Here is a 24,472-nt window from a genome sequence, read left to right as displayed (position 1 = left end):
CAGTATCGCCGACGGGCACGACGAGGGCGGCCCCGGAGTCTCCGGGACCGCCTTCGATCGAGCAGCCTGGTGACTACTTACGGCTGTAGTTCGGTGCCTCGACCGTCATCTGGATGTCGTGCGGGTGGCTCTCCTTGAGGCCCGCCGAGGTGATCCGGACGAAACGGCCGTTGGCCTGGAGGTCCGGGACGGTCCGGCCGCCGACGTAGAACATCGACTGGCGCAGACCGCCGACCAGCTGGTGGACGACCGAGGAGAGCGGGCCCCGGTAGGGCACCTGGCCCTCGATGCCCTCGGGGACGAGCTGCTCGTCGGAGGCGACGCCCTCCTGGAAGTAGCGGTCCTTGGAGAACGACTTGCGGTCGCCGCGGGACTGCATGGCCCCCAGCGAGCCCATGCCGCGATACGACTTGAACTGCTTGCCGTTGATGAACATCAGCTCACCCGGCGACTCGGCGCAGCCCGCGAGCAGCGAGCCCAGCATCACCGTGTCGGCGCCCGCGACCAGGGCCTTGGCGATGTCGCCGGAGTACTGCAGGCCGCCGTCGCCGATGACCGGGATCCCGGCCTCCTTGGCGGCGAGGGAGGCCTCGTAGATGGCGGTGACCTGGGGGACGCCGATGCCGGCGACGACGCGGGTCGTACAGATGGAGCCGGGGCCGACGCCGACCTTGATCCCGTCCACACCGGCGTCGATGAGGGCCTGGGCGCCGTCCTTGGTGGCGATGTTGCCGCCGATGACGTCGACGCCCGCCGAGTTCGACTTGATCTTGGCGACCATGTCGCCGACCAGGCGGGAGTGGCCGTGGGCGGTGTCGACGACGATGAAGTCGACGCCGACCTCGATGAGGGCCTGTGCGCGCTCGAACGCGTCACCGGCGACACCGACGGCCGCGCCGACGAGGAGCCGGCCCTCGCCGTCCTTCGCCGCGTTCGGGTACTTCTCGGCCTTCACGAAGTCCTTGACCGTGATCAGGCCCTTGAGGATGCCCGAGTCGTCGACCAGCGGAAGCTTCTCGATCTTGTGCTTGCGCAGCAGCTCCATGGCCTCGACGCCGGAGATGCCGACCTTGCCGGTGACCAGCGGCATCGGCGTCATGACCTCGCGGACCTGGCGCGAGCGGTCCGACTCGAAGGCCATGTCACGGTTGGTGACGATGCCCAGCAGCTTCTTGTTGCCGTCGGTGACGGGCACACCGCTGATGCGGAACTTGGCGCACAGCGCGTCGGCCTCGCCGAGCGTGGCGTCCGGGTGCACGGTGATCGGGTCGGCGACCATGCCGGACTCGGAGCGCTTCACCAGGTCGACCTGGTTGGCCTGGTCCTCGATGGAGAGGTTGCGGTGCAGCACGCCGACGCCGCCCTGGCGGGCCATGGCGATGGCCATGCGGGACTCGGTGACCTTGTCCATCGCGGCCGAGAGGAGCGGGATGTTCACCCGCACGTTCCTGGAGACGTACGAGGCGGTGTCGATCTCGTCGGGCGCCATGTCCGACGAGCCCGGCAGCAGCAGCACGTCGTCGTAGGTCAGCCCGAGCGTCGCGAATTTCTCGGGCACTCCGTCGACGTTGGCAGTCATGACACCTTCCCCAAATGGCCTTGATCGGTGCGGATGTCCATGCTAACGGGAAGTGTGGGTCACACATTCCACGGTACGAAGTAACGCCGGGCTTCGTATGTTCGTACGGAAAAGGCACCCCGCGTGTTCATCCGAGGCGCCCTCCGAACCGTCGCCGAGACGCCGGTACCCCTGCTCCGCCAACGCCCGAGACGCCGGTACTACTGCTCCGCCAACGCCCGCAGTCTGCTCAGCGCCCGGTGCTGGGCCACCCGGACCGCACCCGGTGACATGCCCAGCATCTGTCCGGTCTCCTCGGCCGTGAGCCCCACCGCGATCCGCAGGAGCAGCAGCTCCCGCTGGTTCTCGGGGAGGTTGGCCAGGAGCTTCTTCGCCCACTCGGCATCACTGCTGAGCAGGGCGCGCTCCTCGGGACCCAGCGAGTCGTCGGGGCGCTCCGGCATCTCGTCCGAGGGGACGGCCGTCGACCCGGGGTGACGCATCGCGGCCCGCTGGAGGTCCGCGACCTTGTGGCCGGCGATGGCGAAGACGAACGCCTCGAACGGCCTTCCGGTGTCCTTGTAGCGCGGCAGCGCCAGGAGGACGGCGACGCAGACCTCCTGCGCCAGGTCCTCCACGAAATGCCGCGCGTCCCCCGGAAGCCGGGACAGACGGGTGCGGCAATAGCGCAACGCCAAGGGGTGGACATGGGCGAGCAGATCGTGTGTGGCCTGCTCGTCCCCGTCGACCGCGCGATGCACGAGCGCACCGATCACTGTCGTCTCGTCGTCACGCATCGGTCCATGGTGCCTTGCGGCCGTCCGGTCCGTGGCGCCACGTCCATGGTTGTGCACCGAAGCGTTATGAGCAGGTGCGCCGGAACTCATCTCCTGCGCCCTCCCCTCCCGCTCGTTCGACTGCTCCCCGAGGAACTCCACACCTCAAGGATGCGGCATCCGCGGCGAAACGAGCAGCGGGCACCCGACGGACCGTCTCACCGCCCCCGCCCGCCGCGCGGCAGGCGGGGATCCTCCTCACCCCGTCACGGCCCACTCAACGGACCAGACCCCAGCGGAAACCGAGCGCCACCGCGTGCGCGCGGTCCGAGGCGCCGAGCTTCTTGAACAGGCGCCGGGCGTGGGTCTTGACCGTGTCCTCGGAGAGGAACAGCTCGCGACCGATCTCGGCGTTGGAGCGACCGTGACTCATGCCTTCCAGCACCTGGATCTCCCGCGCGGTGAGCGTCGGCGCGGCGCCCATCTCGGCGGAGCGCAGCCGGCGCGGGGCGAGCCGCCAGGTCGGGTCGGCGAGGGCCTGCGTCACCGTGGCGCGCAGCTCCGCGCGGGAGGCGTCCTTGTGCAGATAGCCCCGCGCGCCGGCCGCGACCGCGAGGGCCACGCCGTCCAGGTCCTCGGCGACGGTGAGCATGATGATGCGCGCCCCGGGGTCGGCGGACAGCAGCCGCCGTACGGTCTCGACGCCGCCCAGGCCGGGCATGCGTACGTCCATCAGAATCAGATCCGAGCGGTCGGCCCCCCAGCGGCGGAGGACTTCCTCGCCGTTGGCCGCCGTGGTCACGCGCTCGACGCCGGGCACGGTAGCCACCGCGCGGCGCAGCGCCTCTCGGGCAAGCGGGGAGTCGTCGCAGACGAGGACGGATGTCATGGCCGCCCTCCGCAGCTGATGCGCGTCACCTTGAGCCTCCAGGCTGGTACGAAATCGTCACCTGTGCGGTCGATACTCACGAGCGGACAGGAACGCCTGCCCGAGCGCTTGTTCTCTCAACCGCCTCCGCCCGTCTCAACGACGGTCACTCGAAAGAGTTACGGGATGGCCGGCCATCTTCGGCACTCTACGTGAGGGCGCGGACACGGCGCAGACATGCACAACGGACCCTCAATGTTTCATCACAACCTATGCCCCATTCAGACGTTTTTGTTCCCATTTATTGGTGTCTGAGGCTAGATTCGCAATGAGTCATATTTTCATCTCCTTAGATAGTCGATGTACGGTCATGGGCAACATCTCCTCCCAGAACAGCAACAAGGGGACACGCAATGGCAGATTTCTCCCGCCTTCCCGGACCGAACGCTGATCTGTGGGACTGGCAGCTCCTCGCGGCCTGCCGTGGGGTCGACAGCTCACTCTTCTTCCACCCCGAAGGAGAACGCGGTGCGGCACGGAGCGCTCGTGAGAACTCGGCCAAGGAGGTCTGCATGAGATGCCCGGTCCGCGCGCAGTGCGCGGCCCACGCCCTCGCGGTGCGCGAGCCGTACGGCGTGTGGGGCGGGCTGACCGAGGACGAGCGCGAGGAGCTCATGGGCCGGGCACGTCACCGGCTGGTGACGGCGTCCGCGTCCGGGAGCGACACCGGTTCGAACACCTGAAGGAACGTTTCTTCACCATCCCGGCCCCCGGCCCCCGGCCGTCCGGCGCTACCGCGCGGCCGCTCCGGCCAGCCGCTCCAACGTCGCCGCGACCGTCGGCACCTGGGCCAGGTCCGGCAGGGTGAGCGCCACGATCTCCCGGCGCACCGCCGGCTCGACCGACACCGTCCGCACCCCCTTGGCGCGCACGGACTCGATGGCCAGCTCCGGCAGGACGGCGACCCCGAGACCCGCTCCCACCAGGCCGACCACCGCCGGATAGTCGTCGGTCGCGAAGTCGATGCGGGGCGTGAAGCCCGCACTCTCGCAGACCCGCACCAGCTGCCCCCGGCAGCGCGGGCAGCCGGCGATCCAGGGTTCCCCGGCGAGTTCCCCGATGCCGACGGACCGCGAACGGGCCAGTCGGTGCCCCTCGGGCACGAGTCCGACGAGCCGGTCCGTGAGCAGGGGACGTACGACCAGGTCGTCCCATTCCTCCGCGCCCGCCGCGCCCTCGTAGCGGAAGGCGAGCGCGATGTCGCAGTCACCCTCGCGGAGCATCTCGACCGAGCGCGGCGGTTCGGCCTCCTCCAGGGAGACGCGGGTGCCGGGGTGGGCGGCGCGCAGGGCGGCCAGGGCCGTGGGGACGAGGGTGGAGCTGCCGCTGGGGAAGGAGACCAGGCGCACCCGTCCGGCGCGCAGCCCGGCGATGGCGGCGACCTCCTCCTCGGCCGCGGTGAGCCCGGCGAGGATGCCGGCCGCGTGCCGCACCAGCGCCTCGCCCGCCTGCGTCAGCCGCATCTCACGGCCGGTGCGGACCAGCAGCGGTGTGCCGACGGAGGATTCGAGCGCCTTCATCTGCTGGCTGACGGCGGGCTGGGTACAGCCGAGTTCACGTCCGGCCGCCGAGAAGGAGCCGGTGGCGGCGACGGCGCGCAGGACGCGGAGATGGCGGGCCTCGATCACGGGGTCGAGCATAAGCGGGGCTTGGGAACGCTGCCGAATATCGCGTCGACTCTTTGATGTCCGTTCGCCTAGCGTGCCGTGCATGAAGCTTCTGTCGCTGAATGTGGGGCGGGCCAGGGCCGTCGACGTCCCGGAGGAGTCGAAGAGCCTCTCGGGCATCGACAAGCGGCCGGTGGAGGGGCCGGTGCGGGTGGCGGCGCCCGGGCCCAAGGGGGTCGGCGCCAGCGGGGTGGCCGGGGACGCGGTGTGCAACACGGAGCACCACGGCGGCGACGACCAGGCGGTCTACGCGTTCGCCCGCGAGGACCTGGACGGCTGGGAGCGCGAACTGGGCCGCACGCTGCCCAGCGGGATCTTCGGCGAGAACCTCACCACCGAGGGCCTCGACGTATCCGGCGCCCTCATCGGCGAACGCTGGCGGATCGGCCCCGACCTGATCCTGGAGATCACCTCGGGCCGGGTCCCCTGTCTCAACTTCCAGCGGCACCTGGGCGAGCGGAGCTGGGTCAGACGCTTCACGCGCCAGGGCGCGCCCGGTGCCTACCTCCGCGTGATCCAGCCGGGCGAGATCCGCGCGGGCGACCCGATCGAGATCGTCCACCGCCCCGACCACGACATCACCGTGGCCCTCACCTTCCGCGCCACGATGAACGAACACGACTTGCTGCCACGGCTGTTGGCGGCGGGCGAGGCACTGCATCCGGAGATTCTGGAGACGGCGCGGACGTACGCGGCGAAGCAGGGCTGAGGGGGCCGGTCCGTCGTGACGAGGCCGCTGGTGAACGTGCGGTGGAGCAAGCGGACCCGCACGGTCCCGGTCACTACGCTTGCGCCATGACAACGGCTCTCATTACGGGTTCGACCGCGGGTATCGGTGCCGCCTTCGCACGGCGGCTGGCGGCGGACGGGCACAACCTGGTGCTGGTGGCGCGTGACACCAAGCGGCTGCGGGAACAGGCGACCGAGTTGCACGACCGCCACGGCATCGAGGCGGAGGTGCTGACGGCGGACCTCGCGACGGACGACGGCATCGAAACGGTGGTGCGGCGGCTGGCCGACCGCAGGAACGCGGTCGACCTGCTGATCAACAACGCCGGCTTCGGCAACAAGGGCCGCTTCCTCGACGTCTCCATGGCCGATGAGCTGAAGATGCTCAAGGTCCACTGCGAGGCGGTCCTCCGTCTCACCTCCGCGGCCACCGAGGCCATGCGCGAACGCGGCCGGGGCGGCGTGGTGAACGTGGCGTCGGTCGCCGCGTTCGTGCCGCGCGGCACGTACGGGGCGTCGAAGGCCTGGGTCGTGCAGTTCACCCAGGGGGTCGCGCGCGACCTGGCCGGCACCGGCGTCCGTCTCATGGCACTCTGCCCCGGCTTCGTCCGTACCGAGTTCCACGACCGGGCCGGCATGGGCACCGACAACATCCCGTCCTGGATGTGGCTCGACGCCGACAAGCTGGTCACCGCCGCCCTCGCCGACCTCTCCCGAGGCAGGACCGTCTCCATCCCCGACCCGCGCTACAAGGCCCTGATGGGTGTGGTGAAGGTGGTGCCGCGCGGTCTACTGGGCGGGATCAGCTCGAAGACGGGACGGAAGTACGGGCCGCGGTAGCCCGTGGTCGCCCCGGTGCCGGCGGGTGGGAGAGAGGACACCGGGAGACAATGGAGCTGTTAACCGGAGCCAGGGGGGCCGGAGGCGGTCTCATGACATTCGTGCAGCTCATCGACTGCAGGACCAGCCGGTTCGACGAGATGAACCGGCTGATGGACACATGGGTCGAACAGACCAAGGGGAAGCGGACGGCGACGCACAGCGTGATCGGGAAGGACCGGTCGGACGGGTCGCACATCGTGGAGATCGTGGAGTTCCCGTCGTACGAGGAGGCGATGCGGAACTCGGGTCTGCCGGAGACGGACCGGATCTTCCGGGAGATGATGGCGCTGTGCGACGAGACGCCCACGTTCACGGACCTGGACGTGGTGCGGGACGAGCAGTTGTACGCCGCGACGGCGCGGCGGTTCCTCACGACCATCGCCACGAAGGGCGAACTGCCGCCGCTCGACGATCTGCTCGTGGAGGGCTACCACGACCACGTGCCCTCCGACGAGCCGGACGCCATCGGGATGGACGCGTTCAGGCGGACCGTCGAGGAGTGGCGCGGCGGGTTCGACTTCGAGTTCACCGTGGAGGACCAGATCGCCCAGGGTGACCGGGTGTGCACACGGTGGACCTGGAACGCGACCCACAACGGGGACTTCCTCGGGATTCCGGCCAGCGGCAGGACGGTCCGGATGACGGGGACGCTCATTCACCGGTGTACTCCCGACGGGAAGATCACCGAGGGGTGGTGGGAGTACGACCGGCTCGGGCTGATGGGGCAGCTGGGCGCGCTCGACGATCTGGAGAAGTAGGCCGCCTCCGGGAGACGGGTGGTGACGCGGGAAGGCCCGGCGCCCCCTCGTACAGGGGTGCCGGGCCTCGCCTACGGCTGACCGACGTGCGTACGTACGTCAGTGGGAGTGGCCGTGACCGTGGCCGTGGCCCGCGTCGGCCGGCTCCTCTTCCTTCTTCTCGACGACCAGGGTCTCGGTCGTGAGGAGGAGGGAGGCGATGGAGGCGGCGTTCTCCAGGGCGGAGCGGGTGACCTTGACCGGGTCGATGACGCCCTGCTTGACCAGGTCGCCGTACTCGCCGGTGGCGGCGTTGAAGCCCTGGCCCTTGTCGAGCTCGGCGACCTTGGAGGTGATGACGTAGCCCTCCAGGCCGGCGTTCTCGGCGATCCAGCGCAGCGGCTCGACGGCGGCCCTGCGGACCACCGCGACACCCGTGGCCTCGTCGCCGGTCTTGCCGAGGTTGCCCTCGAGGACCTTCACGGCGTGGACGAGCGCGGAGCCACCACCGGAGACGATGCCCTCCTCGACCGCGGCGCGGGTCGCGGAGATGGCGTCCTCCAGACGGTGCTTCTTCTCCTTCAGCTCCACCTCGGTGGCGGCGCCGACCTTGATGACGCACACGCCGCCGGCCAGCTTCGCGAGGCGCTCCTGGAGCTTCTCGCGGTCCCAGTCGGAGTCCGTGTTCTCGATCTCGGCCTTGATCTGGGCGACGCGGCCCTGGACGGCACCGGAGTCACCGGCGCCGTCGACGAGCGTGGTGTCGTCCTTGGTCACGGTGACGCGGCGGGCGGAGCCGAGCACGTCCAGGCCGACCTGGTCGAGCTTGAGGCCGACCTCCTCGGAGATGACCTCGGCGCCGGTCAGCGTCGCCATGTCCTGCAGCATCGCCTTGCGACGGTCGCCGAAGCCGGGGGCCTTGACGGCGACCGCGTTGAAGGTGCCGCGGATCTTGTTCACGACCAGGGTCGACAGGGCCTCGCCCTCGACGTCCTCGGCGATGATCAGCAGCGGCCGCGAGGCGTTGGACTGGATGACCTTCTCCAGCAGCGGCAGCAGGTCGGCGATGGAGGCGATCTTGCCCTGGTGGATGAGGATGTACGGGTCGTCGAGGACGGCCTCCATACGCTCCTGGTCCGTCACGAAGTACGGCGACAGGTAGCCCTTGTCGAAGGCCATGCCCTCGGTGAAGTCCAGCTCCAGACCGAAGGTGTTGGACTCCTCGACGGTGATGACACCGTCCTTGCCGACCTTGTCCATCGCCTCGGCGATGAGCTCGCCGACCTGGGTGTCCTGGGCGGACAGACCGGCGACGGCGGCGATGTCGGACTTCTCGTCGATCGGGCGGGCGGTCGCGAGGAGCTCCTCGGACACGGCCTTGACCGCGGCGTCGATGCCCTTCTTCAGGGCGGCCGGGGAGGCACCCGCGGCGACGTTGCGCAGGCCCTCGCGGACGAGCGCCTGGGCCAGCACGGTGGCGGTGGTCGTACCGTCACCCGCTACGTCGTTGGTCTTGGTCGCCACCTCCTTCACCAGCTGGACGCCGAGGTTCTCGTACGGGTCGTCGACCTCGACCTCACGGGCGATGGTCACACCGTCGTTGGTGATGGTGGGGGCGCCGAACTTCTTGTCGATGACGACGTTGCGGCCCTTGGGGCCGATCGTCACCTTGACCGTGTCGGCAAGCTTGTTGACGCCGCGCTCGAGGGCGCGACGGGCGTCCTCGTCGAACTTCAGGATCTTCGCCATGGGAGCGGTTCAGCCCTCTCGGAAAACGTGGGTGAAACGAACTGCGCCCCCGACGCCCGGCTGATTAGTGGTCGCGGGGGGCCAAGGGCGCAGCTCACATGCAAGGTGCTTCGGTGAGGAAGCGGGTGAATTACTTCTCGATGATCGCGAGCACGTCGCGAGCCGAGAGGACGAGGTACTCCTCGCCGTTGTACTTCACCTCGGTGCCGCCGTACTTGCTGTACAGCACGATGTCGCCGGTCTGGACGTCGAGCGGCAGGCGCTCGCCGTTCTCGAAGCGGCCCGGGCCCACGGCCAGGACGACGCCCTCCTGGGGCTTCTCCTTGGCCGTGTCCGGGATGACCAGGCCAGAGGCGGTGGTCTGCTCGGCGTCGAGCGGCTGGACCACGATGCGGTCCTCGAGCGGCTTGATGGCAACCTTGGAGCTGGTGGTCGTCACGATCCGACCTCCCCCTTCGGAGATCTCACGGGGTTAACTGTCTGAGGTGGCGACCAGGTGGATCCGTCGTCGCGGGTGCCGGACCTGCCCGTCGCGTAGTTGGCACTCTCCAGTGGGGAGTGCCAGACCTGAGACTATGACCGCGATTAGCACTCGGTCAAGCGGACTGCTAATCGAGTGGGTCGCGGCGGGGCATCCCGCGGTGGGTGGCGGGGCATCGCGCGGCGGGTGGCGGGGCGTCGGGTGGGGTGCGGGCGGGGTGTCGGGTGGGGTGCGGGCGGGGTGTCGGACGCGTCCGGGGCGGGCCTCAGAGGTAGTCCTCCAGGCGGCCGACCGTCAGGCCCTGCTCCTGGACGCGGCGCAGCAGCCGGGTCGTCATCTGCGTGAGCGTGGTGCCCTTCAGCTGGTCCGGGCCCCGGAAGCAGGCCAGGACGATGTCGCCGGGACGGAGGCGGTCGCCGACGGCGTAGCGGAGGTCGTGGATCTGCATGGACGCGCGCCACAGGACGACCGCCGAGATGCCGCAGTCGGCGGCGGCGCGGAGCGTGGTCGTGTCGTAGACGCCGTAGGGCGGGCGGAAGAGGGTCGGCCGGACGCCGAAGCGCTGCTTCAGCTTGTCCTGCTGGCCGCAGATCTCGGCGCGCTGTCCGGCGTACGGCAGGCCGCGCAGGGCGGTGTGGTCGAGCGTGTGGTTCTGCACGGTCGCGCCGACCGTCCGCAGCCGCGCGAAGTGGCCGTAGCCCGGCCCCACGACGCTGTCCGTCAGGAACATGCTCACCGGCAGCCGCAGCTCACGCACCATGTCGACGAACCGGGGGTCCTTCTCGGCCCCGTCGTCGTACGTGAGGAAGACGACCCTGTCCCGGGTCGGGACGCGGTCGACGACGGGCGGCAGCCCCGGACCGGCCGCGCGGGGGGCGGGCGGCCGGTCGGGGGTCCCGGGCGCGGGGGCGAGGGGTGCGGCGAGGCCCCAGCGGCGGTACGGGGGTGAAGCCGGGCGGTCGGGGGCGCGTGCGCCGGAGTGGGGGGCGGCCGAGGTCGGGGGTGACGCCGGCGCCGAGCGCGAGGCCGATGACGGCGTGGGGGCCGCCCGGTCGGCCGGATCGGGGTGCCCGGTGGCGCATCCGGCCAGGGGCAGGACGGCGAGGGCGGTGAGCGCGGAGAGGGCGGCCAGGGCGCGGGCCGCCGGCGTACGGACCGCCGGACCGCGCGCCCCGTGACGCGCCCCCTGTGCGCCTCGCACCCCGGGCACGCCCTGCGGCGTCCCGCGCCCCCCGCCGGCCCTCACAGGTAGTCCTCCAGCCTCGCCACCGCGTACCCCTCGGCGGTGACCAGGTTCAGGAAGCGGCGGATCATGTCGGGCATGGTGCCCTTCCCGTCGCCCTTGCCCCGGAAGTGGCTGAGGACGATGTCGCCGGGGCGGAGTCGGCGGTCCCATTCGCGGTAGTCCCAGCGGTCGGCGAAGACCTCCTCGTTCCACAGGGGGACGGCCTCGATGCCGCAGGTCTTGGCCGCGCGGAGGGTGTCCTGGTCGTAGCTGCCGTACGGCGGCCGGAAGAGGGTGGGCCGGGTGCCGAACCGCCGCTCGATCACGTCCTGCATGCCGCAGATCTCGCGCTGCTGGGCGTCGTACGAGAGGGCGGGCAGGTGGCGGTGGTTGAGGGTGTGGTTGTTGAGGGCGACGCCACGGTCCCGCATCCGCTCGAAGTAGCCGTAGTCCTCCTTGATCAGGTAGTCGCTGAGGAAGGCGGTGTACGGGACCCGCAGGTCGCTCATCATCCGCAGGAACGCGGGGTCCTTCTCGGCGCCGTCGTCGATGGTGAGGAAGACGACCTTGTGGCGGGTCGGGACGGTCGTGAAGACCGGCGGAAGTCCGTCCTCCACATGACCGTCGACCTCGAACCCCTTCCGCGTCCCGAGCGCCGGCTTCTCCGCCGGGGGCGCGGGCGCGCTCAGGGGCACCTCGGCCAGCCCCCAGCGCTTCGCGGCGGCGACCCGCGCGGCGTGCGCCCGGCGCACCTTTCCGGCGTACGCGTCGAGGGCACGGGCGCCGGGCGCGTCGAAGGGCCGCTGGCCGCGCTGCTGACCGTGGGCGGGCCCGGCGGTCTCCCGCCGCTCGGCGGAACCCCTCTCCGATGCCTCCTCGGCACCACCCCAGGCACACCCGGCGACGACGACCGCGGCGGCGAGCAGGGCGACGCCGCCCCGGACCCCACCCCGGACCCCGCCGCACCCCCTCCGGAAATCCGCCCGCTTCGCACTCTTTCCATCATTTTGTCGTACGAATCGCATGGCGCTGCATCCTCGCAGGACGGCCCCTCCCCACCGCCCCGACACCGCCGCCGGCCCCGGAGCGTCCACCGACTGGCCCACACCACCGGGCCCCTGACCGACAATGGCCCGGTGAACGACCTCGACCCCGCCTCCTTCCTCACCCCTCTCCTCACTCCCGAGGGCCGCGCCCTCCTCGACGAGGTGCGCGGCACCGAACCGGCGCGGGAGTTGGCCGTGGCGACCCGGCTGCGCCGCGACCACCCGGCGGAGCTGGTCTCGGCGGCCATGGCGCAGGCGCGGCTGCGGCAGCGGGCGGCGGCGAAGTTCGGGGCGGCGGACGCGGAGCGGATGTTCTTCACGCCGAACGGGGTCGAACAGTCGACCAGGACGACCGTGGCGACCTACCGGGCGGAGCGGATGCGCGCGCTGGGCGTGACGTCCGTCGCCGACCTGTGCTGCGGTATCGGCGGCGACGCGATCGCCCTCGCCCGGGCCGGCATCCGGGTCCTGGCCGTCGACCGCGACCCCCTGACGGCGGCGGTGGCCCGCGCCAACGCCGACGCGCTCGGCCTCACCGACCTCGTCGAGGTGCGGGAGGCGGACGTCACGGAGGTGGACGTCTCCCCGTACGACGCGGTCTTCGTCGACCCGGCGCGGCGCGGCGGACGTGGCCGGATCTTCGACCCCGAGGCCTACTCGCCACCGCTCTCCTGGGCCGTCGCCACCGCCCTCAAGGCCCCGCGCGCCGCCCTGAAGATCGCCCCCGGTGTCCCCCACGAGGCGGTTCCCGCCGAGGCCGAGGCCGAGTGGATCTCGGACGGCGGCGATGTGAAGGAGGCGGTGCTCTGGTTCGGCACGGGGACGGGGGGTGCGGTGCGGGCGACCCTGCTGCCCGGGCCGCGGAGCCTGCTGGGCCGGGGCCTGCCCGACCCCGAAGTCCGTTCCGTGGGGCGGTACTTGTACGAGCCCGACGGGGCCGTCATCCGCGCCCACCTCGTCGCCGAGGTCGCCGAGGACCTGGCGGGCGGGCTGATCGACCCCACGATCGCCTACATCACCGCCGACGAACACCACGTCACGCCGTACGCCACCGCGTACGAGATCACCGACCGGCTCCACTTCAACGTCAAGAAGTTGAAGGCCCTGCTCCGGGAGCGCGAGGTCGGCATCCTGACCGTGAAGAAGCGGGGGTCGGCCGTCGAGCCGGAGGAACTGCGCAAGAAGGTCAAGCCGCAGGGGCGCAACTCGGCGACGGTCTTCCTGACCCGGGTCGCAGGCGCCCCGACAATGCTGATCGGCCACCCGGCGTAGCCCCCGCCCCGGAAACGACGGGCCCGCGGGCCGAAAATCACGGGGCGCAGCCCCTGCTTTCAGGGGCGCGGGGAACTGCGCGACCAGCCCCCACCCACCCGCACCCGCCACACCACCCGCACCCCCGAGCCATGAGGCGCCCACCGCACCCCCGAGCTACGAGGCGCCCCCTCGCTCCCCCTCCCCCTCCTCCGCCCGCGCCAGCAGCAGCGTCCGTTCCCGCTCGTTGCGGGTCAGTCCGGCCGCTCGGACGAACTCCTCCCTGGCCTCCTCCGTACGGCCCAGCCTGCGCAGCAGGTCTCCTCGCACGCTCGGCAGGAGGTGGTATTCGTGGAGGGCGGGCTCGGTGGCCAGGCGGTCCACGATCTCCAGGGCGGGGCCGGGGCCCTCGGCCATGGAGACGGCGACCGCGCGGTTCAGCTCGACCACGGGGGACGGGGAGCGCGCGGCGAGCAGGGCGTACAGCGTGGCGATCCTCGGCCAGTCCGTCTCCTCGTAGGTGTACGCCTGGGCGTGGCACGCGGCGATGGCGGCCTGCAGGGCGTACGGGCCCGGGGCACCGCTCGCGGCGGCGGTGGCGCGGCCGAGGGCGGTGAAGCCCCGTGCGACGAGCAGGCGGTTCCAGCGGCGGCGGTCCTGGTCCTTGAGGAGGACGGGTTCGCCGGCCGGGCCCGTACGGGCGGCGGCGCGCGACTCCTGGAGCTCCAGCAGGGCCACCAGGCCGTGCACTTCGGCCTCCTTGGGCATCAACTGGGCCAGCACGCGGGCGAGTCGGAGGGCGTCCTCGCAGAGGGCGGGGCGCAACAGGTCGTCGCCGGCGGTGGCCGCGTACCCCTCGTTGAAGATCAGGTAGATGACCTCGAGCACGGAGTCGAGGCGGGCCTCGCGGTCGGGGCCGTACGGCACTTCGAAGGCGACGTTCTTCGTCGCCAGCGTGCGCTTGGCGCGGACGATGCGCTGGGCGACCGTCGCCTCGGGGGCCAGGAAGGCACGGGCGATCTCGGTCGTGGTCAGGCCGCCGAGGAGGCGCAGGGTGAGGGCGATGCGGGCCTCGGCGGAGAGCACGGGGTGGCAGGCCGTGAAGACGAGGCGGAGCAGGTCGTCGTCGATGTCGTCCGGGTCGGACGGCCGGTCGAGATACGGCCCCGCCGCCTCCAGGTCCCGCCCCACCTCCGCCAGCTTCCGCGCATACCGCTCCCGGCGGCGCACGAGGTCGATCGCCCGGTGCTTGGCCGTGGCCATGAGCCAGGCCCCCGGGTTGTCCGGAACCCCGTCCCGCGGCCACTGCTCCAGCGCCGCGACCAGCGCGTCCTGAGCCAGTTCCTCGGCGATCCCGACGTCCCGCACAATCCGCGCGACCCCGGCGATGAGCCGGGGCGACTCCATCCGGAAGACGGTCTCGATGGCCGCGTCGGGATCGGGGGCGGGGCCGGAGGGGGCGGCGGTGGGCTGTGGGGTCACAGCCCACCATCAGACACCCGGAGGGCAGCGGAGCCAAGCGGGCTCAGCCCTCCTGGATCTCCCGCACCTCGCAGGTGACCGTCCAGTACTCCTCGTGCACCTTCAGGAACCGCTTGGCCCACTCGACCGCCTCGGCCATGTCCTTGCACTGCATCAGCGCATAGCCGCCGACGACCTCCTTGGTCTCGGTGAACGGCCCGTCGGTGACCGACAGTTGCCCGCTCTCCCAGCGCACCCTCTTCCCCTGCGCGCTCGGCATCAGCCCGGCGGTATCGAGCATGACCCCCGCCTTGGTGATCTCCTCCAGCAGGTCCCCCATCCGCTGCATCAGTTCGGGGCTCGGGCCCTCGGCGGGGGCGGTCTTCTCGTCGATCTGGATCATCGAGAGATAGCGCGGCATGGTGACTCCAGGTGCATCGGTGGCCGGGGCTTCTCCCCGACTCTCACCCATGCGTCGAACGGCCGCACCCCGGATCGACACGGTCGCCGGATTCCCTCGAAATATTTTTCCGCCCCTGCTCCGGCTACTTCAGCGACTCCCACAGCTCGCTCGCCTCGGGCTCGTCCGCCACCACCCGGTTGCCGTCGTAGGGGGCCATGACCACTGGCATCATCACGGTCTTCGTGGTGTCCGAGGACAGGCCCTTCAGGCTCTGGCCCAGCTTCATCAGTTCGGTCAGGGAGTCCACGCCGGTGTCGGTGGTGAGGCTGCCGGTGATCGCGTCGGCGGCCTCGTAGAGCCGGGTGGGGTCGGTGAGGAGGTCGGTCGAGGAGATCTGGTCCAGCAGGGCCTTCACCAGCGTCTGCTGGAGTCCGATGCGGCCGAGGTCGCTGCCGTCGCCGATGCCGTGGCGGGTGCGGGCGAGGGCGAGGGCCTTCTCGCCGTCCAGGTGGTGCGTGCCGGCCGTCAGCTCCAGGTGCGAATCGTCGTCGTCGATGTCCTCGTCCGTCGTGACCGTGACGCCGCCGAGGGCGTCGACGAGCTGCGCGAAGCCGGAGAAGTCGATCTCGATGTAGTGGTCCATGCGGACGTGCGTCATCGACTCGACGGTCTTGACCGCGCAGACCGGGCCGCCGACCGCGTACGCGCTGTTGAACATCGCGTTGTACGCCACCGACGACGAACCGCCCGACTCCAGCGGGCAGGACGGGCGGGTGACCAGGGTGTCGCGGGGGATGCTGACGACCGTCGCCCCGGTGCGGCCCTCGTCGATGTGGACGACCATCGCCGTGTCCGAGCGGGCGCCCGCGCCGTCGTCGCCGCCGCCCAGTTCGGCGTTCTCCGTGCCGCTGCGGGAGTCGGAGCCGAGGACGAGGATGTTCAGCGCGCCGCTCGGCAGGGCGGACGGCAGGGCGGAGGGCGAGGCGGAGGGATCGGACGGATCGGCCGAGGTCGTCGGCCCGGTCTTCGCGGGGCGGTTGTCACCGAGGGCGGCGTCGATGTCGACGCTCCTGATGTTGTCGTTGAGCCGCCAGAACGTCCAGCCCGCCCCGCCCGCGCCCAGTACGAGCGCTCCGACGAGTGTGAACCCGGCGATCCTCAGCCGGCGCCGCTGTCTGCCCATGCCCCCGTTGCCGTCCCCGCACGCGCTTTCTTCACCCGTCACGCACAGGAACTTACGTCCGAATTGTTACGGGCAGAACCTCATGACGCCTTTCCTTCGGAAATTCTCAGACTTCTCTCAACCGCTCTCATCCCAGCGTCACCGTCGGCACCGGATTGCTGCCGCTCCAGGTGCCGTTGAACCCGAAGCTCACCGAGCCGCCGCTCGACACGCCGCCGTTCCAGGGGGCGTTGGCGCAGCTGACGGTCGCGCCGGTCTGGGTGCACGTCGCGTTCCAGGCCTGACCGACCTGCTGCCCCGCCCCGAACGTCCAGGTGACCCGCCAGGAGGAGAGTGAGGACCCGGCGGCGCAACGGATCGTCACGTTGCCCGTGAAGCCGGTGTTCCACTGGTTCGCGACGCTGTACGTCGCCGAGCAGCCGGCCGGGACCGGCGGCTCGCCGGCCGTGCCGCCGAGCGCGGTCACGATGCCGTAGTAGGCGGGCTTCGGCGCGTAGTTCTCGTCGTACGGGGTCGCCGCGCCCTGGCCCGGGAAGGTGTCCGGGATCCAGGAGTCGGAGTCGGTGAAGCCCCAGACCGTGACGGCGGTGCAGCGGGTCACGGCCACGCAGGCCTTCACCACGGCGTCGTACTCGGTGCGCTGCTGTGCCAGCTTGGCCTCGGTGGCCGGCAGTTGCATGCGGATGTCGAGTTCGGTGATGGCGACGTCCACGCCCAGGTCGGCGAAGCGCTGGATGTTCTGCTGGAGGGTGGAGGGGACCTGGCCGAGGATCAGGTGGGCCTGGAGGCCGACCCCGTCGATCGGGACACCGCGTGCCTTCAGGTCCCGGAACAGGTTGTAGAGGGCCGTGCTCTTGGCGTTGACGCCCTCGACGTTGTAGTCGTTGATGTAGAGCTTGGCGGCCGGGTCGGCGGCGCGGGCGGCGGTCAGGGCCTGGGCGATGTAGTCGGTGCCGAGGCCGTTGTACCAGAGGGTCTGGCGGTAGGTGCCGTCCTCGTTGAACGGCTCGTTCACCACGTCCCAGGCGGCCAGCCGGCCCTTGTAGCGGCCGACCTCGAGCGCGATGTGGTCGTTCATCAGCTGGCTGAGCTGCGCGGGCGTCCAGGTGCCGTTGTCGAGCCAGCTCGGGTTCTGGCTGTGCCAGACCAGGGTGTGGCCGCGTACGTCCTGGTCGTGGGCCTCGGCGAAGTCGACGATCTGGTCGGCCTCGGTCCAGTTGAAGGTGCCCCGGGTGGGCTCGATGGAGCCCCACTTCATGGCGTTGCCGGGGGTGAGCCAGTTGAACTCCCGGCCCGCGATCTCGCCGTAGGTGCCGGTGAGCTTGGAGCCGGTCACCGCGGTGCCGATGGCCTTGCCCTTGGCGGCGGCGAGGTCGCGCAGGGGCGGGTCGGCCGCGTGGGCGGCGGGGGCCGCGACGAGCAGGGCGGCGAGCGCGGCGGCGCCGGTGAGCAGCGAGGTGAGGGAGAAGCCGGTTCTGAGAGTGCTCATGGTTCTCATGCGGGTGCCTCCGAAAGTTTCGGTGGTGCAACCGATTGGCTCGGAGCAGTGTGGGGGGCCGCCCCACACTCGTCAATACATCCGCGGCACACCCGCTAGACAGCCGGAGGCACTCCCGTGCTGCTCCGCACCACCAGGCTCGTCGCCAGCTCCACCCGGGTCGCCGCGGAGGATCCCTCCTGCCGGCCGAGGTCGAGCACCAGCCGGGCCGCCGCCTCGGCCATCTCCATCAGCGGCTGTCGTACGGTCGTCAGGGGCGGCCCCACCCAGCGGGCCACCGGCAGGTCGTCGAAGCCGACCACGCTCAGGTCCTCCGGGATCCGCAGGCCCAGTTCGCGGGCGGCTTCGTAGAGGCCGAGCGCCTGGAGGTCGTTGCCGGCGAAGACGGCCGTCGGGCGGTCGGGGCGGCGCAGCAGCTCCAGGCCCAGCCGGTATCCGGTCTCGTGGTGGAAGTCGCCGGCCCTGAGCAGACCCGGGTCGACCGGCAGCCCGGCGGTCTCCAGCGCGGCCCGGTAGCCGTCGACCCGGGCGCGGCTGCACATCATCCGCGAGGGTCCGCTGATGGCGCCGATGCGCCGGTGGCCGAGTTCGATCAGATGGCGGGTGGCGGCGAGGCCGCCCTGCCAGTTGGTGGCGCCGATCGAGGGCACGTCGTCGCCGGGGTCGCCCGCCGGGTCCATCACCACGAACGGGATGGACCTGCTGGTCAGGAGCGCGCGCTGGGACTCGTCGAGCCCGGACAGGACGAGGACGACACCGTGCGGGCGGCGGGCGGCGACCTGGTCGGCCCAGGTGCGGCCGGGGGTGAGGCGGCCGGCGCTCTCGGAGAGGACGACGCTCAGGCCCTCCTCGCGCGCGATGTTCTCGACGCCCCGGATGACCTCCATCGCCCAGGCGCTCTCCAGTTCGTGGAAGACCAGGTCGATGAGGGGCGACCGGGTCGCCTCGGCGCGCCGGCGGCGGTAGCCGTACGCGCGCAGCAGGTCCTCGACGCGGGTGCGGGTCCCGGGCGCGACGTCCGCGCGGCCGTTGAGCACTTTCGAAACAGTCGGAGCCGAAACACCCGCCTGGCGGGCGATCTCGGCGAGCGTCGCCGTCTGCGTGGAGTGCGACGCACGCGCTCTTGTCTGGGTTTCCTCGGACTTCGCGGGCTTCATGAACCGGATCGTATCCCTGCGCGACCTCTTGACGAACCCTTTCGACGGCCATAAGTTCCCGGAACATTCGAGGTGCCATCCGAAACATTCGCACGTCCGAACATTCGTGAAGGGTGCTGTCATGGAGTCGAGCAGAGGCCAGTCGACCGGGACGAACGCGGGCCGGTCCCCCGGGAGCGGCCCGGGCGACGGCGGCCGTTCGTTCAGCAGGCGCTGGTTCCTCGGCGCCGGTTCCGCCTCGTTGGTCACCGCGGGACTCGGCGCCGGCCTCACCGCCTGCGGCTCCGGCGGCGGAGCGGGCGGCGGGGACGGCAAGACGCTCACCGCGTTCGTGTACGGCGACGACGCGGTGAAGGTCCAGCAGGCGGGCGTCGACCGGTTCAACAAGTCGGCCGCGGCGAAGAAGGCCGGCGGCACCATCAAGCTGCAGAAGGTGCCCGGCTCCGACTACTCCCCCAAGCTCCGCACGGCGATGGGCTCCCCCAGCGCCCCGGACGTCTTCTTCAACTGGGGCGGCGGCTCGATCAAGCCGTACGAGGAGGCGGGCAAGCTCGTCGACCTCACCGACATCATCGAGGGCGACCCGGTCCTCAAGGACGGCTTCCTGCCCTCGGTCCTCGCCGCCGGCGACCTGGGGGGCCACCACTACGGCATCCCGATGCGCGGCATGCAGCCGGTGATCCTCTTCTACAACAAGGCCGTCTTCGCCGAGCACAAGCTCCAGCCGCCGACCACCTGGGACCAGTTGCTCGACAACAACGCCAAGCTGAAGAAGGCGGGGATCACTCCCTTCGCCCTCGGCGGCTCCGACGTCTGGCCCGAGCTGATGTGGCTGGAGTACCTGGTCGACCGCCTCGGCGGCCCCGAGGTCTTCAAGCGCATCCAGGACGGCGACGCCGAGGGCTGGGGCGATCCCACCGTCCTCAGGGCCGCCGAACTGGTCAAGGAACTGGTCGACGACGGCGCCTTCGGCTCCAAGTTCACCTCGGTGTCGTACGTCAACGGCGGCGCCCCCGCGGTCTTCGCGCGCGGCAAGGCCGCCATGCATCTGATGGGCTCCTGGGAGTACTCCACGCAGCTCGGCAAGTTCCCGGACTTCGCCAGGAAGAACCTGGGCTGGGCCGCCTTCCCGACCGTCGAGGGCGGCACCGGCGACGTCCGCAACGTCGTCGGCAACCCCACCAACTACTGGTCCGTCAACGCCCGGACGAAGAACAAGGACCTCGCGGTCGGCTTCCTGAAGGACTGCGCCTCGGAGGCGTACGCGCAGGCCCTGATCGACAACGGCGACGTCCCGACCACCTCGAACGCGGCCGACCTCCTCGCCTCCTCGCCCAATCCCGAGTACGCGACGTTCCAGTACGACATGGTCCAGCAGGCCCCCGCCTTCACCCTCTCCTGGGACCAGGCGCTCGGCGACGGGCTCGGCACCAAGATGCACACGGAGATAGGCAAGCTGTTCGCGGGCAAGTCCTCACCGAGCGAGTTCGTGACGGCCTGCAAGGGGCTCAAGTGACCGTCACGGTCGAGAAGCCCCCGACGGCACGGAAGCGGCCGGCGCACCGGGCGAGCCGCGCCGGCCGCCCGCACGCCGCCTGGGCCCTCCCCGGCGTCCTCTTCTTCACCTTCTTCGCGGTCGTCCCGATGGCCCTGGCCCTCTACCTCTCCTTCACCAGTTGGGACGGCCTCGGCGACCCGCGGCCGGTCGGCCTCGACAACTGGAAGAAGCTCCTCGACGACCCCCGGATGACCCAGTCCCTCTGGCTGACCGTCGTGCTGACGGTCGCCAGCTGGGCCTTCCAGACGGTCGTCGCCCTGCTGCTCGGCGTGTGGGCGGCGGGCCGGCAGCGCAACCGCGCGATCCTCTCCGCGGTCTTCTTCGTCCCGTTCCTGCTCTCCTCCACCGCCATCGCGATCCTCTTCTACGCCCTCCTCGACCCGAACTTCGGCATCATCCAGAAGGACACCCTGGGCTCGCAGAGCGGCGCGTTCCTCGCGATCGTCTTCGTCGGCGGCTGGCAGTTCATCCCCTTCCACACCCTGATCTACCAGGGCGGGGCCCGCCAGATCCCCGACGTCCTCTACCAGGCGGCCGCCATCGACGGCGCCGGCCGCTACCGCCAGTTCTTCTCGATCACGCTCCCGCAGCTGCGCCACACCATCACCACGTCCACGGTCCTGATGGTGGTCGGCTCACTGACGTACTTCGAGACGGTCCTGATCCTCACCAAGGGCGGCCCCGGCACGGACACCGCGATCCTGCCGTACCTGATGTACGAGGCGGGCTTCAAGACGTACGACTTCGGCTACGCGAGCGCCATCGCGTCCTTCCTGGTCCTCGCCGCGACCGGCCTGTCGCTCGTCCTGGTCCGGCTGACGGGCTTCGGCGGCATGCGCAGCACCCGCGAAGGGATGTGACGGAGTGTCACACGATACGTTGGCGCGCCCCACGAAGACCGACGAGCCCCGACGCGTGCGGGCGAGCGCCCCACGCCGGCGCCGCCACTGGACCAGGCGCGCCAACCCGGTCGCGGGCCTCGGCGCCTTCGTCTGGCTGGTCATCGTCCTGATCCCGATCTACGCGATGCTGTCGGCCTCTCTCACGAGCGCGGACAAGGCGTTGACGGGCAATCCCCTCAAGCCCCCCACGGACCCGACCCTCGACAACTACAACACCGTCCTGACCACCGGCTTCGGCCATCTGCTGAGCAACACGGCGATCGTCGCGGTGTCGGTGGTGGGCATCGTCCTGGCCCTGTCCATCCCCCTGGCGTACGTGGCCGTCCGCACCCGCGACCGCTGGTCGAACGCCGCCTTCCGCCTGTTCCTGCTGGGGGTGGCGATCCCGGCGCAGGCGGTGGTCGTCCCGCTGTACCTGCTCATCGCGAAACTCGACCTCTACGACACCCTCCTGGCCGTCATCCTCCCGACGGCGGCCTTCGCGATGCCGGTCTCGGTCCTGGTCCTGGTGGGCACGCTCCGGGACGTCTCCGAGGACCTGTACGAGGCGATGGCCCTCGACGGCGCCTCGCCCCTGCGGATGCTCTTCCAGCTGACGATCCCGCTGGCCAAGGGCGGCATCAGCACGGTCGTCATCTTCTCCGCGCTCCAGGCCTGGAACGGCTTCCTCTTCCCGCTGATCTTCACCCAGTCCGACGAGCCACGGGTCCTCACCCTCGGACTCTTCAACTACGTCAGCCAGTTCGGCGTCAACATCCCCGCCGTGCTCGCCTCAGTCGTCCTCTCCGGCATCCCGATCTTCGCCGTGTACCTGGTGGCGCGACGGGCGCTGGTGGGCGGGTTGATGGGGGTGGGCGGCAAATGAGACCTCATCACACCCAGCGCATCCATCGCATCCATCGCATCCATGCACTGAAACTCACCAACCCATGACAGGAGTTTCATGACCACGGCCCTTTGGCGTGACCCGGCCCTGCCCGCAGCGGCCCGGGTCGACGACCTTCTCTCCCGGATGACCCTGGAGGAGAAGTGCGCCCAGCTGTACGGCGTGTGGGTGAAGAGCGACTCCAGCGGCGAGGACATCGCCCCCGACGAGCAGGGCATGTCGGAGACGTTCGACTTCGACGAGCTGATCACCCGGGGCCTCGGCCAGCTCACCCGCACCTTCGGCACGGCCCCCGTGGACCCGGCGCTGGGCGCGGCGGCACTGGCCCGCGCCCAGCGCCGCATCATGGCCGCGAACCGTTTCGGCATCCCCGCCGTCGCCCACGAGGAGTGCCTGGCCGGCTTCACCGCCTGGCGTGCGACCGCCTACCCGGTCCCCCTGGCCTGGGGCGCGACCTTCGACCCACCGCTCGTGGAGGACATGGCCCGGCACATCGGCCGGGACATGGCGCGGGTCGGCGTCCACCAAGGGCTCTCACCCGTCCTGGACGTGGTCCGCGACCCGCGCTGGGGCCGGGTCGAGGAGACGATCGGCGAGGACCCGTACCTGGTGGGCACGGTCGGCACGGCGTACGTCCGGGGTCTGGAGTCGGCCGGCATCGTCGCCACCCTGAAGCACTTCGCCGGGTACGCCGCGTCCGTCGGCGCCCGCAACCACGCGCCCGTACGAGCCGGGGTACGGGAGTTCGCGGACGTGACCCTGCCCCCGTTCGAGATGGCGTTGCGCGAGGGCGGCGCGCGCTCGGTGATGGCCGCGTACACGGAGACGGACGGCGTCCCGGTCTCGGCGGACCCCCACCTCCTGACCGAACTCCTGCGCGACGACTGGGGCTTCACCGGCACGGTCGTCTCCGACTACTTCGGCGTCGGCTTCCTGGAGACGAACCACCGCGTGGCGGGAAGCCGCGCGGAGGCCGCCGGGGCGGCCCTGACGGCCGGCATCGACGTGGAACTCCCCTCCCTGCGCTGCTACGGCGAGGCCCTGGTGGAGGCGGTCCGCGCGGGCGGGATCCCCGAGTCCCTGGTGGACCGGGCCGCCCGCCGGGTCCTGCTCCAGAAGTGCGGGCTGGGCATGCTGGACGAGGACTGGGCCCCGGAGACCGAAGGCGGCGAGGTCGACCTCGACCCCCGCGAGAACCGCGCCCTGGCCCGCCGTCTGGCCGAGGAGTCGGTGGTCCTGCTGGACAACCCGGACGCCGTACTGCCGTTGGCCCCGGACATCAGGATCGCTGTGGTGGGCCCCCGCGCGGACGACGCCCTGGCCATGCTCGGCTGCTACTCCTTCCCCTCCCACGTCCTCCCGGCCCACCCCGGCACCCAGCTGGGCATCGAGATCCCCACGGTCCTGGACTCCCTGCGCACCGAACTCCCCGACGCGAAGATCACGTACGCGGTCGGCAGCGACGTCGACGGCGAGGACACCGGAGGCTTCCCGGAGGCGGTCGCCCGCACGGCGGAGGCGGACGTCTGCGTGGCGGTACTGGGCGACCGGGCGGGCCTCTTCGGTCGCGGCACCTCGGGCGAGGGCTGCGACGCGGAAGACCTCCGCCTCCCGGGGGTCCAGGCGGAGCTGCTGGACGCGTTGGTGGCGACGGGCACCCCTGTGGTGCTGGTGCTGCTCACCGGGCGCCCCTACGCACTGGGCCGCTGGAACGGCCAACTGGCCGGAACCGTGCAGGCGTTCTTCCCGGGAGAGGAAGGCGGCCCGGCGGTGGCGGGAGTGCTGTCGGGCCGCGTCTCCCCTTCGGGCCGCCTGCCGGTGAGCGTCCCGAACCGGCCCGGCGGCCAGCCGTGGACGTACCTCCAGCCGCCCCTGGGCCTCAGCGGTGGCGCGAGCAACATCGACCCGACCCCGCTGTACCCCTTCGGGCACGGCCGCTCGTACACGACGTTCGAGTGGACGGACTTCGAGGGCGGGAGCAGTGACGACGGCCCGGCTCCGGAGATCGCCACGGACGGGGATGACACGTACGACGTCTCGCTGACCGTCCGCAACACGGGTGAGCGGGCGGGTGCGGAGGTCGTCCAGCTCTACCTGCACGACCCGGTGGCCTCGGTGACCCGCCCCGACGTACGCCTGATCGCCTACCAGCGGCTGGAGTTGGATCCGGGCGCCGCCTCCCGCGTGACCTTCCGCTTCCACGCCGACGTGTCGTCGTTCGCAGGACGCTCGGGGCGGCGGACGGTCGAACCGGGGGCCCTGGAACTGCGGTTGGGCGCGTCCACGGCGGACATCCGCCACCGGGCACGGCTGACGCTGACGGGCCCGGTCCGCGAGGTGGGCCCGAACCGCCGGTTGCACTGCGAGACGGAGGTCCGGGTGGCCGAGAGCTGAC

The 24,472-nt window shown here is 70.9% G+C and carries 22 protein-coding genes; 9 read left to right on the top strand and 13 right to left on the bottom strand.

The features are described from left to right. Positions 1-73: 73 nt before the first annotated feature. The 3 genes from guaB to OG272_RS30475 all read right to left on the bottom strand — a co-directional run bounded on the left by guaB (position 74) and on the right by OG272_RS30475 (position 3,223). The gene (guaB, locus tag OG272_RS30485) at positions 74-1,579 is read right to left on the bottom strand and encodes an IMP dehydrogenase (RefSeq protein ID WP_326578510.1); all 1,506 of its coding nucleotides are present in this window, start codon (positions 1,577-1,579) and stop codon (positions 74-76) included. A gap of 200 nt (positions 1,580-1,779) precedes the next feature. Next, positions 1,780-2,355 carry a sigma-70 family RNA polymerase sigma factor gene (locus OG272_RS30480; RefSeq protein WP_005481141.1) on the bottom strand — a complete coding sequence of 192 codons (576 nt, stop codon included), beginning with the start codon at positions 2,353-2,355 and terminating at the stop codon, positions 1,780-1,782. A gap of 256 nt (positions 2,356-2,611) precedes the next feature. After that, the gene (locus OG272_RS30475) at positions 2,612-3,223 is read right to left on the bottom strand and encodes a response regulator transcription factor (RefSeq protein ID WP_003948568.1); all 612 of its coding nucleotides are present in this window, start codon (positions 3,221-3,223) and stop codon (positions 2,612-2,614) included. A gap of 392 nt (positions 3,224-3,615) precedes the next feature. On the opposite strand from OG272_RS30475, the gene OG272_RS30470 reads away from it, so the two are divergent. Further along, positions 3,616-3,945, top strand: coding sequence for a WhiB family transcriptional regulator (locus OG272_RS30470; protein ID WP_326578513.1), 330 nt, complete (start codon positions 3,616-3,618; stop codon positions 3,943-3,945). Positions 3,946-3,993: 48 nt separating this feature from the next. On the opposite strand, the gene OG272_RS30465 is transcribed toward OG272_RS30470, so the two are convergent. Further along, positions 3,994-4,890: a LysR family transcriptional regulator gene (locus OG272_RS30465; protein ID WP_326578515.1), complete on the bottom strand. Its 897-nt coding sequence runs from the start codon at positions 4,888-4,890 to the stop codon at positions 3,994-3,996. A gap of 82 nt (positions 4,891-4,972) precedes the next feature. On the opposite strand from OG272_RS30465, the gene OG272_RS30460 reads away from it, so the two are divergent. The 3 genes from OG272_RS30460 (at position 4,973) to OG272_RS30450 (ending at position 7,298) form a co-directional block, all read left to right on the top strand. Continuing rightward, on the top strand, positions 4,973-5,638 hold the full coding sequence (locus tag OG272_RS30460) for an MOSC domain-containing protein (protein WP_327728148.1): 666 nt from the start codon (positions 4,973-4,975) through the stop codon (positions 5,636-5,638). A gap of 86 nt (positions 5,639-5,724) precedes the next feature. Beyond that, a complete protein-coding gene (locus OG272_RS30455; protein ID WP_327728149.1) occupies positions 5,725-6,498 on the top strand; it encodes an SDR family oxidoreductase in 774 nt (257 codons plus the stop codon). 92 nt (positions 6,499-6,590) lie between these two features. After that, positions 6,591-7,298: an ester cyclase gene (locus tag OG272_RS30450; RefSeq protein WP_326578521.1), complete on the top strand. Its 708-nt coding sequence runs from the start codon at positions 6,591-6,593 to the stop codon at positions 7,296-7,298. A 99-nt stretch (positions 7,299-7,397) separates the two neighbouring features. Here OG272_RS30450 and groL read toward each other — a convergent pair whose 3' ends face one another. The 4 genes from groL to OG272_RS30430 all read right to left on the bottom strand — a co-directional run bounded on the left by groL (position 7,398) and on the right by OG272_RS30430 (position 11,757). After that, entirely contained in the window at positions 7,398-9,026 is a 1,629-nt protein-coding gene (gene groL, locus OG272_RS30445) for a chaperonin GroEL (RefSeq protein WP_326578523.1), read from the bottom strand. A 130-nt stretch (positions 9,027-9,156) separates the two neighbouring features. Continuing rightward, positions 9,157-9,465 (bottom strand): co-chaperone GroES, encoded by a 309-nt coding sequence (gene groES, locus OG272_RS30440; RefSeq protein WP_028807844.1) that lies wholly within the window; start codon positions 9,463-9,465, stop codon positions 9,157-9,159. A gap of 307 nt (positions 9,466-9,772) precedes the next feature. After that, positions 9,773-10,639: a polysaccharide deacetylase family protein gene (locus tag OG272_RS30435; RefSeq protein WP_405896092.1), complete on the bottom strand. Its 867-nt coding sequence runs from the start codon at positions 10,637-10,639 to the stop codon at positions 9,773-9,775. Positions 10,640-10,749: 110 nt separating this feature from the next. Continuing rightward, complete coding sequence (locus OG272_RS30430) at positions 10,750-11,757, bottom strand: polysaccharide deacetylase family protein (RefSeq protein WP_405895281.1); 1,008 nt, start codon at positions 11,755-11,757, stop codon at positions 10,750-10,752. A gap of 111 nt (positions 11,758-11,868) precedes the next feature. Between OG272_RS30430 and OG272_RS30425 the strand changes: the two genes are divergently transcribed. Continuing rightward, on the top strand, positions 11,869-13,050 hold the full coding sequence (locus OG272_RS30425) for a class I SAM-dependent methyltransferase (RefSeq protein ID WP_328223901.1): 1,182 nt from the start codon (positions 11,869-11,871) through the stop codon (positions 13,048-13,050). A 156-nt stretch (positions 13,051-13,206) separates the two neighbouring features. Here OG272_RS30425 and OG272_RS30420 read toward each other — a convergent pair whose 3' ends face one another. From OG272_RS30420 to OG272_RS30400, 5 genes are all read right to left on the bottom strand, one after another. After that, positions 13,207-14,511 carry a DUF6596 domain-containing protein gene (locus OG272_RS30420; RefSeq protein ID WP_328223900.1) on the bottom strand — a complete coding sequence of 435 codons (1,305 nt, stop codon included), beginning with the start codon at positions 14,509-14,511 and terminating at the stop codon, positions 13,207-13,209. A gap of 43 nt (positions 14,512-14,554) precedes the next feature. Further along, positions 14,555-14,911, bottom strand: coding sequence for a YciI family protein (locus tag OG272_RS30415; protein ID WP_326578533.1), 357 nt, complete (start codon positions 14,909-14,911; stop codon positions 14,555-14,557). Between the two features lie 124 nt (positions 14,912-15,035). After that, positions 15,036-16,076: an LCP family protein gene (locus tag OG272_RS30410; protein WP_327732139.1), complete on the bottom strand. Its 1,041-nt coding sequence runs from the start codon at positions 16,074-16,076 to the stop codon at positions 15,036-15,038. Positions 16,077-16,203: 127 nt separating this feature from the next. After that, the gene (locus OG272_RS30405; protein ID WP_405895280.1) at positions 16,204-17,565 is read right to left on the bottom strand and encodes an endo-1,4-beta-xylanase; all 1,362 of its coding nucleotides are present in this window, start codon (positions 17,563-17,565) and stop codon (positions 16,204-16,206) included. A gap of 104 nt (positions 17,566-17,669) precedes the next feature. Continuing rightward, positions 17,670-18,731: a LacI family DNA-binding transcriptional regulator gene (locus tag OG272_RS30400; RefSeq protein ID WP_326578537.1), complete on the bottom strand. Its 1,062-nt coding sequence runs from the start codon at positions 18,729-18,731 to the stop codon at positions 17,670-17,672. Between the two features lie 121 nt (positions 18,732-18,852). On the opposite strand from OG272_RS30400, the gene OG272_RS30395 reads away from it, so the two are divergent. The 4 genes from OG272_RS30395 (at position 18,853) to OG272_RS30380 (ending at position 24,471) form a co-directional block, all read left to right on the top strand. Beyond that, positions 18,853-20,247: an extracellular solute-binding protein gene (locus OG272_RS30395; RefSeq protein ID WP_327728154.1), complete on the top strand. Its 1,395-nt coding sequence runs from the start codon at positions 18,853-18,855 to the stop codon at positions 20,245-20,247. Further along, positions 20,244-21,149, top strand: coding sequence for a sugar ABC transporter permease (locus tag OG272_RS30390; protein ID WP_326578540.1), 906 nt, complete (start codon positions 20,244-20,246; stop codon positions 21,147-21,149). Before OG272_RS30395 ends, OG272_RS30390 begins: the two co-directional genes overlap by 4 nt. 4 nt (positions 21,150-21,153) lie before the next feature. Continuing rightward, positions 21,154-22,056 carry a carbohydrate ABC transporter permease gene (locus OG272_RS30385; RefSeq protein WP_405895279.1) on the top strand — a complete coding sequence of 301 codons (903 nt, stop codon included), beginning with the start codon at positions 21,154-21,156 and terminating at the stop codon, positions 22,054-22,056. 78 nt (positions 22,057-22,134) lie between these two features. Then, positions 22,135-24,471, top strand: a complete 2,337-nt coding sequence (locus tag OG272_RS30380; RefSeq protein ID WP_405895277.1) for a glycoside hydrolase family 3 N-terminal domain-containing protein — start codon at positions 22,135-22,137, stop codon at positions 24,469-24,471. Position 24,472 lies beyond the last annotated feature (1 nt).

Origin of the sequence: Streptomyces sp. NBC_00104 (assembly GCF_045160825.1) — a bacterium.
Lineage (GTDB): Bacteria > Actinomycetota > Actinomycetes > Streptomycetales > Streptomycetaceae > Streptomyces.
The sequence above is the reverse complement of the archived record's forward strand: the minus strand, read 5'-3'. Positions and strand labels throughout refer to the sequence as shown.

Coding starts and splice junctions, on each gene's coding strand:
- OG272_RS30470 (WP_326578513.1), top strand. CDS start 3,616: ATGGCAGATTTCTCCCGCCTTCCCGGACCGAACGCTGATCTGTGGGAC.
- OG272_RS30395 (WP_327728154.1), top strand. CDS start 18,853: ATGGAGTCGAGCAGAGGCCAGTCGACCGGGACGAACGCGGGCCGGTCC.
- OG272_RS30430 (WP_405895281.1), bottom strand. CDS start 11,757: ATGCGATTCGTACGACAAAATGATGGAAAGAGTGCGAAGCGGGCGGAT.
- OG272_RS30405 (WP_405895280.1), bottom strand. CDS start 17,565: ATGAGCACTCTCAGAACCGGCTTCTCCCTCACCTCGCTGCTCACCGGC.
- OG272_RS30455 (WP_327728149.1), top strand. CDS start 5,725: ATGACAACGGCTCTCATTACGGGTTCGACCGCGGGTATCGGTGCCGCC.
- OG272_RS30475 (WP_003948568.1), bottom strand. CDS start 3,223: ATGACATCCGTCCTCGTCTGCGACGACTCCCCGCTTGCCCGAGAGGCG.
- guaB (WP_326578510.1), bottom strand. CDS start 1,579: ATGACTGCCAACGTCGACGGAGTGCCCGAGAAATTCGCGACGCTCGGG.
- OG272_RS30480 (WP_005481141.1), bottom strand. CDS start 2,355: ATGCGTGACGACGAGACGACAGTGATCGGTGCGCTCGTGCATCGCGCG.
- OG272_RS30415 (WP_326578533.1), bottom strand. CDS start 14,911: ATGCCGCGCTATCTCTCGATGATCCAGATCGACGAGAAGACCGCCCCC.
- OG272_RS30380 (WP_405895277.1), top strand. CDS start 22,135: ATGACCACGGCCCTTTGGCGTGACCCGGCCCTGCCCGCAGCGGCCCGG.
- OG272_RS30450 (WP_326578521.1), top strand. CDS start 6,591: ATGACATTCGTGCAGCTCATCGACTGCAGGACCAGCCGGTTCGACGAG.
- groL (WP_326578523.1), bottom strand. CDS start 9,026: ATGGCGAAGATCCTGAAGTTCGACGAGGACGCCCGTCGCGCCCTCGAG.
- OG272_RS30400 (WP_326578537.1), bottom strand. CDS start 18,731: ATGAAGCCCGCGAAGTCCGAGGAAACCCAGACAAGAGCGCGTGCGTCG.
- OG272_RS30460 (WP_327728148.1), top strand. CDS start 4,973: ATGAAGCTTCTGTCGCTGAATGTGGGGCGGGCCAGGGCCGTCGACGTC.
- OG272_RS30410 (WP_327732139.1), bottom strand. CDS start 16,076: ATGGGCAGACAGCGGCGCCGGCTGAGGATCGCCGGGTTCACACTCGTC.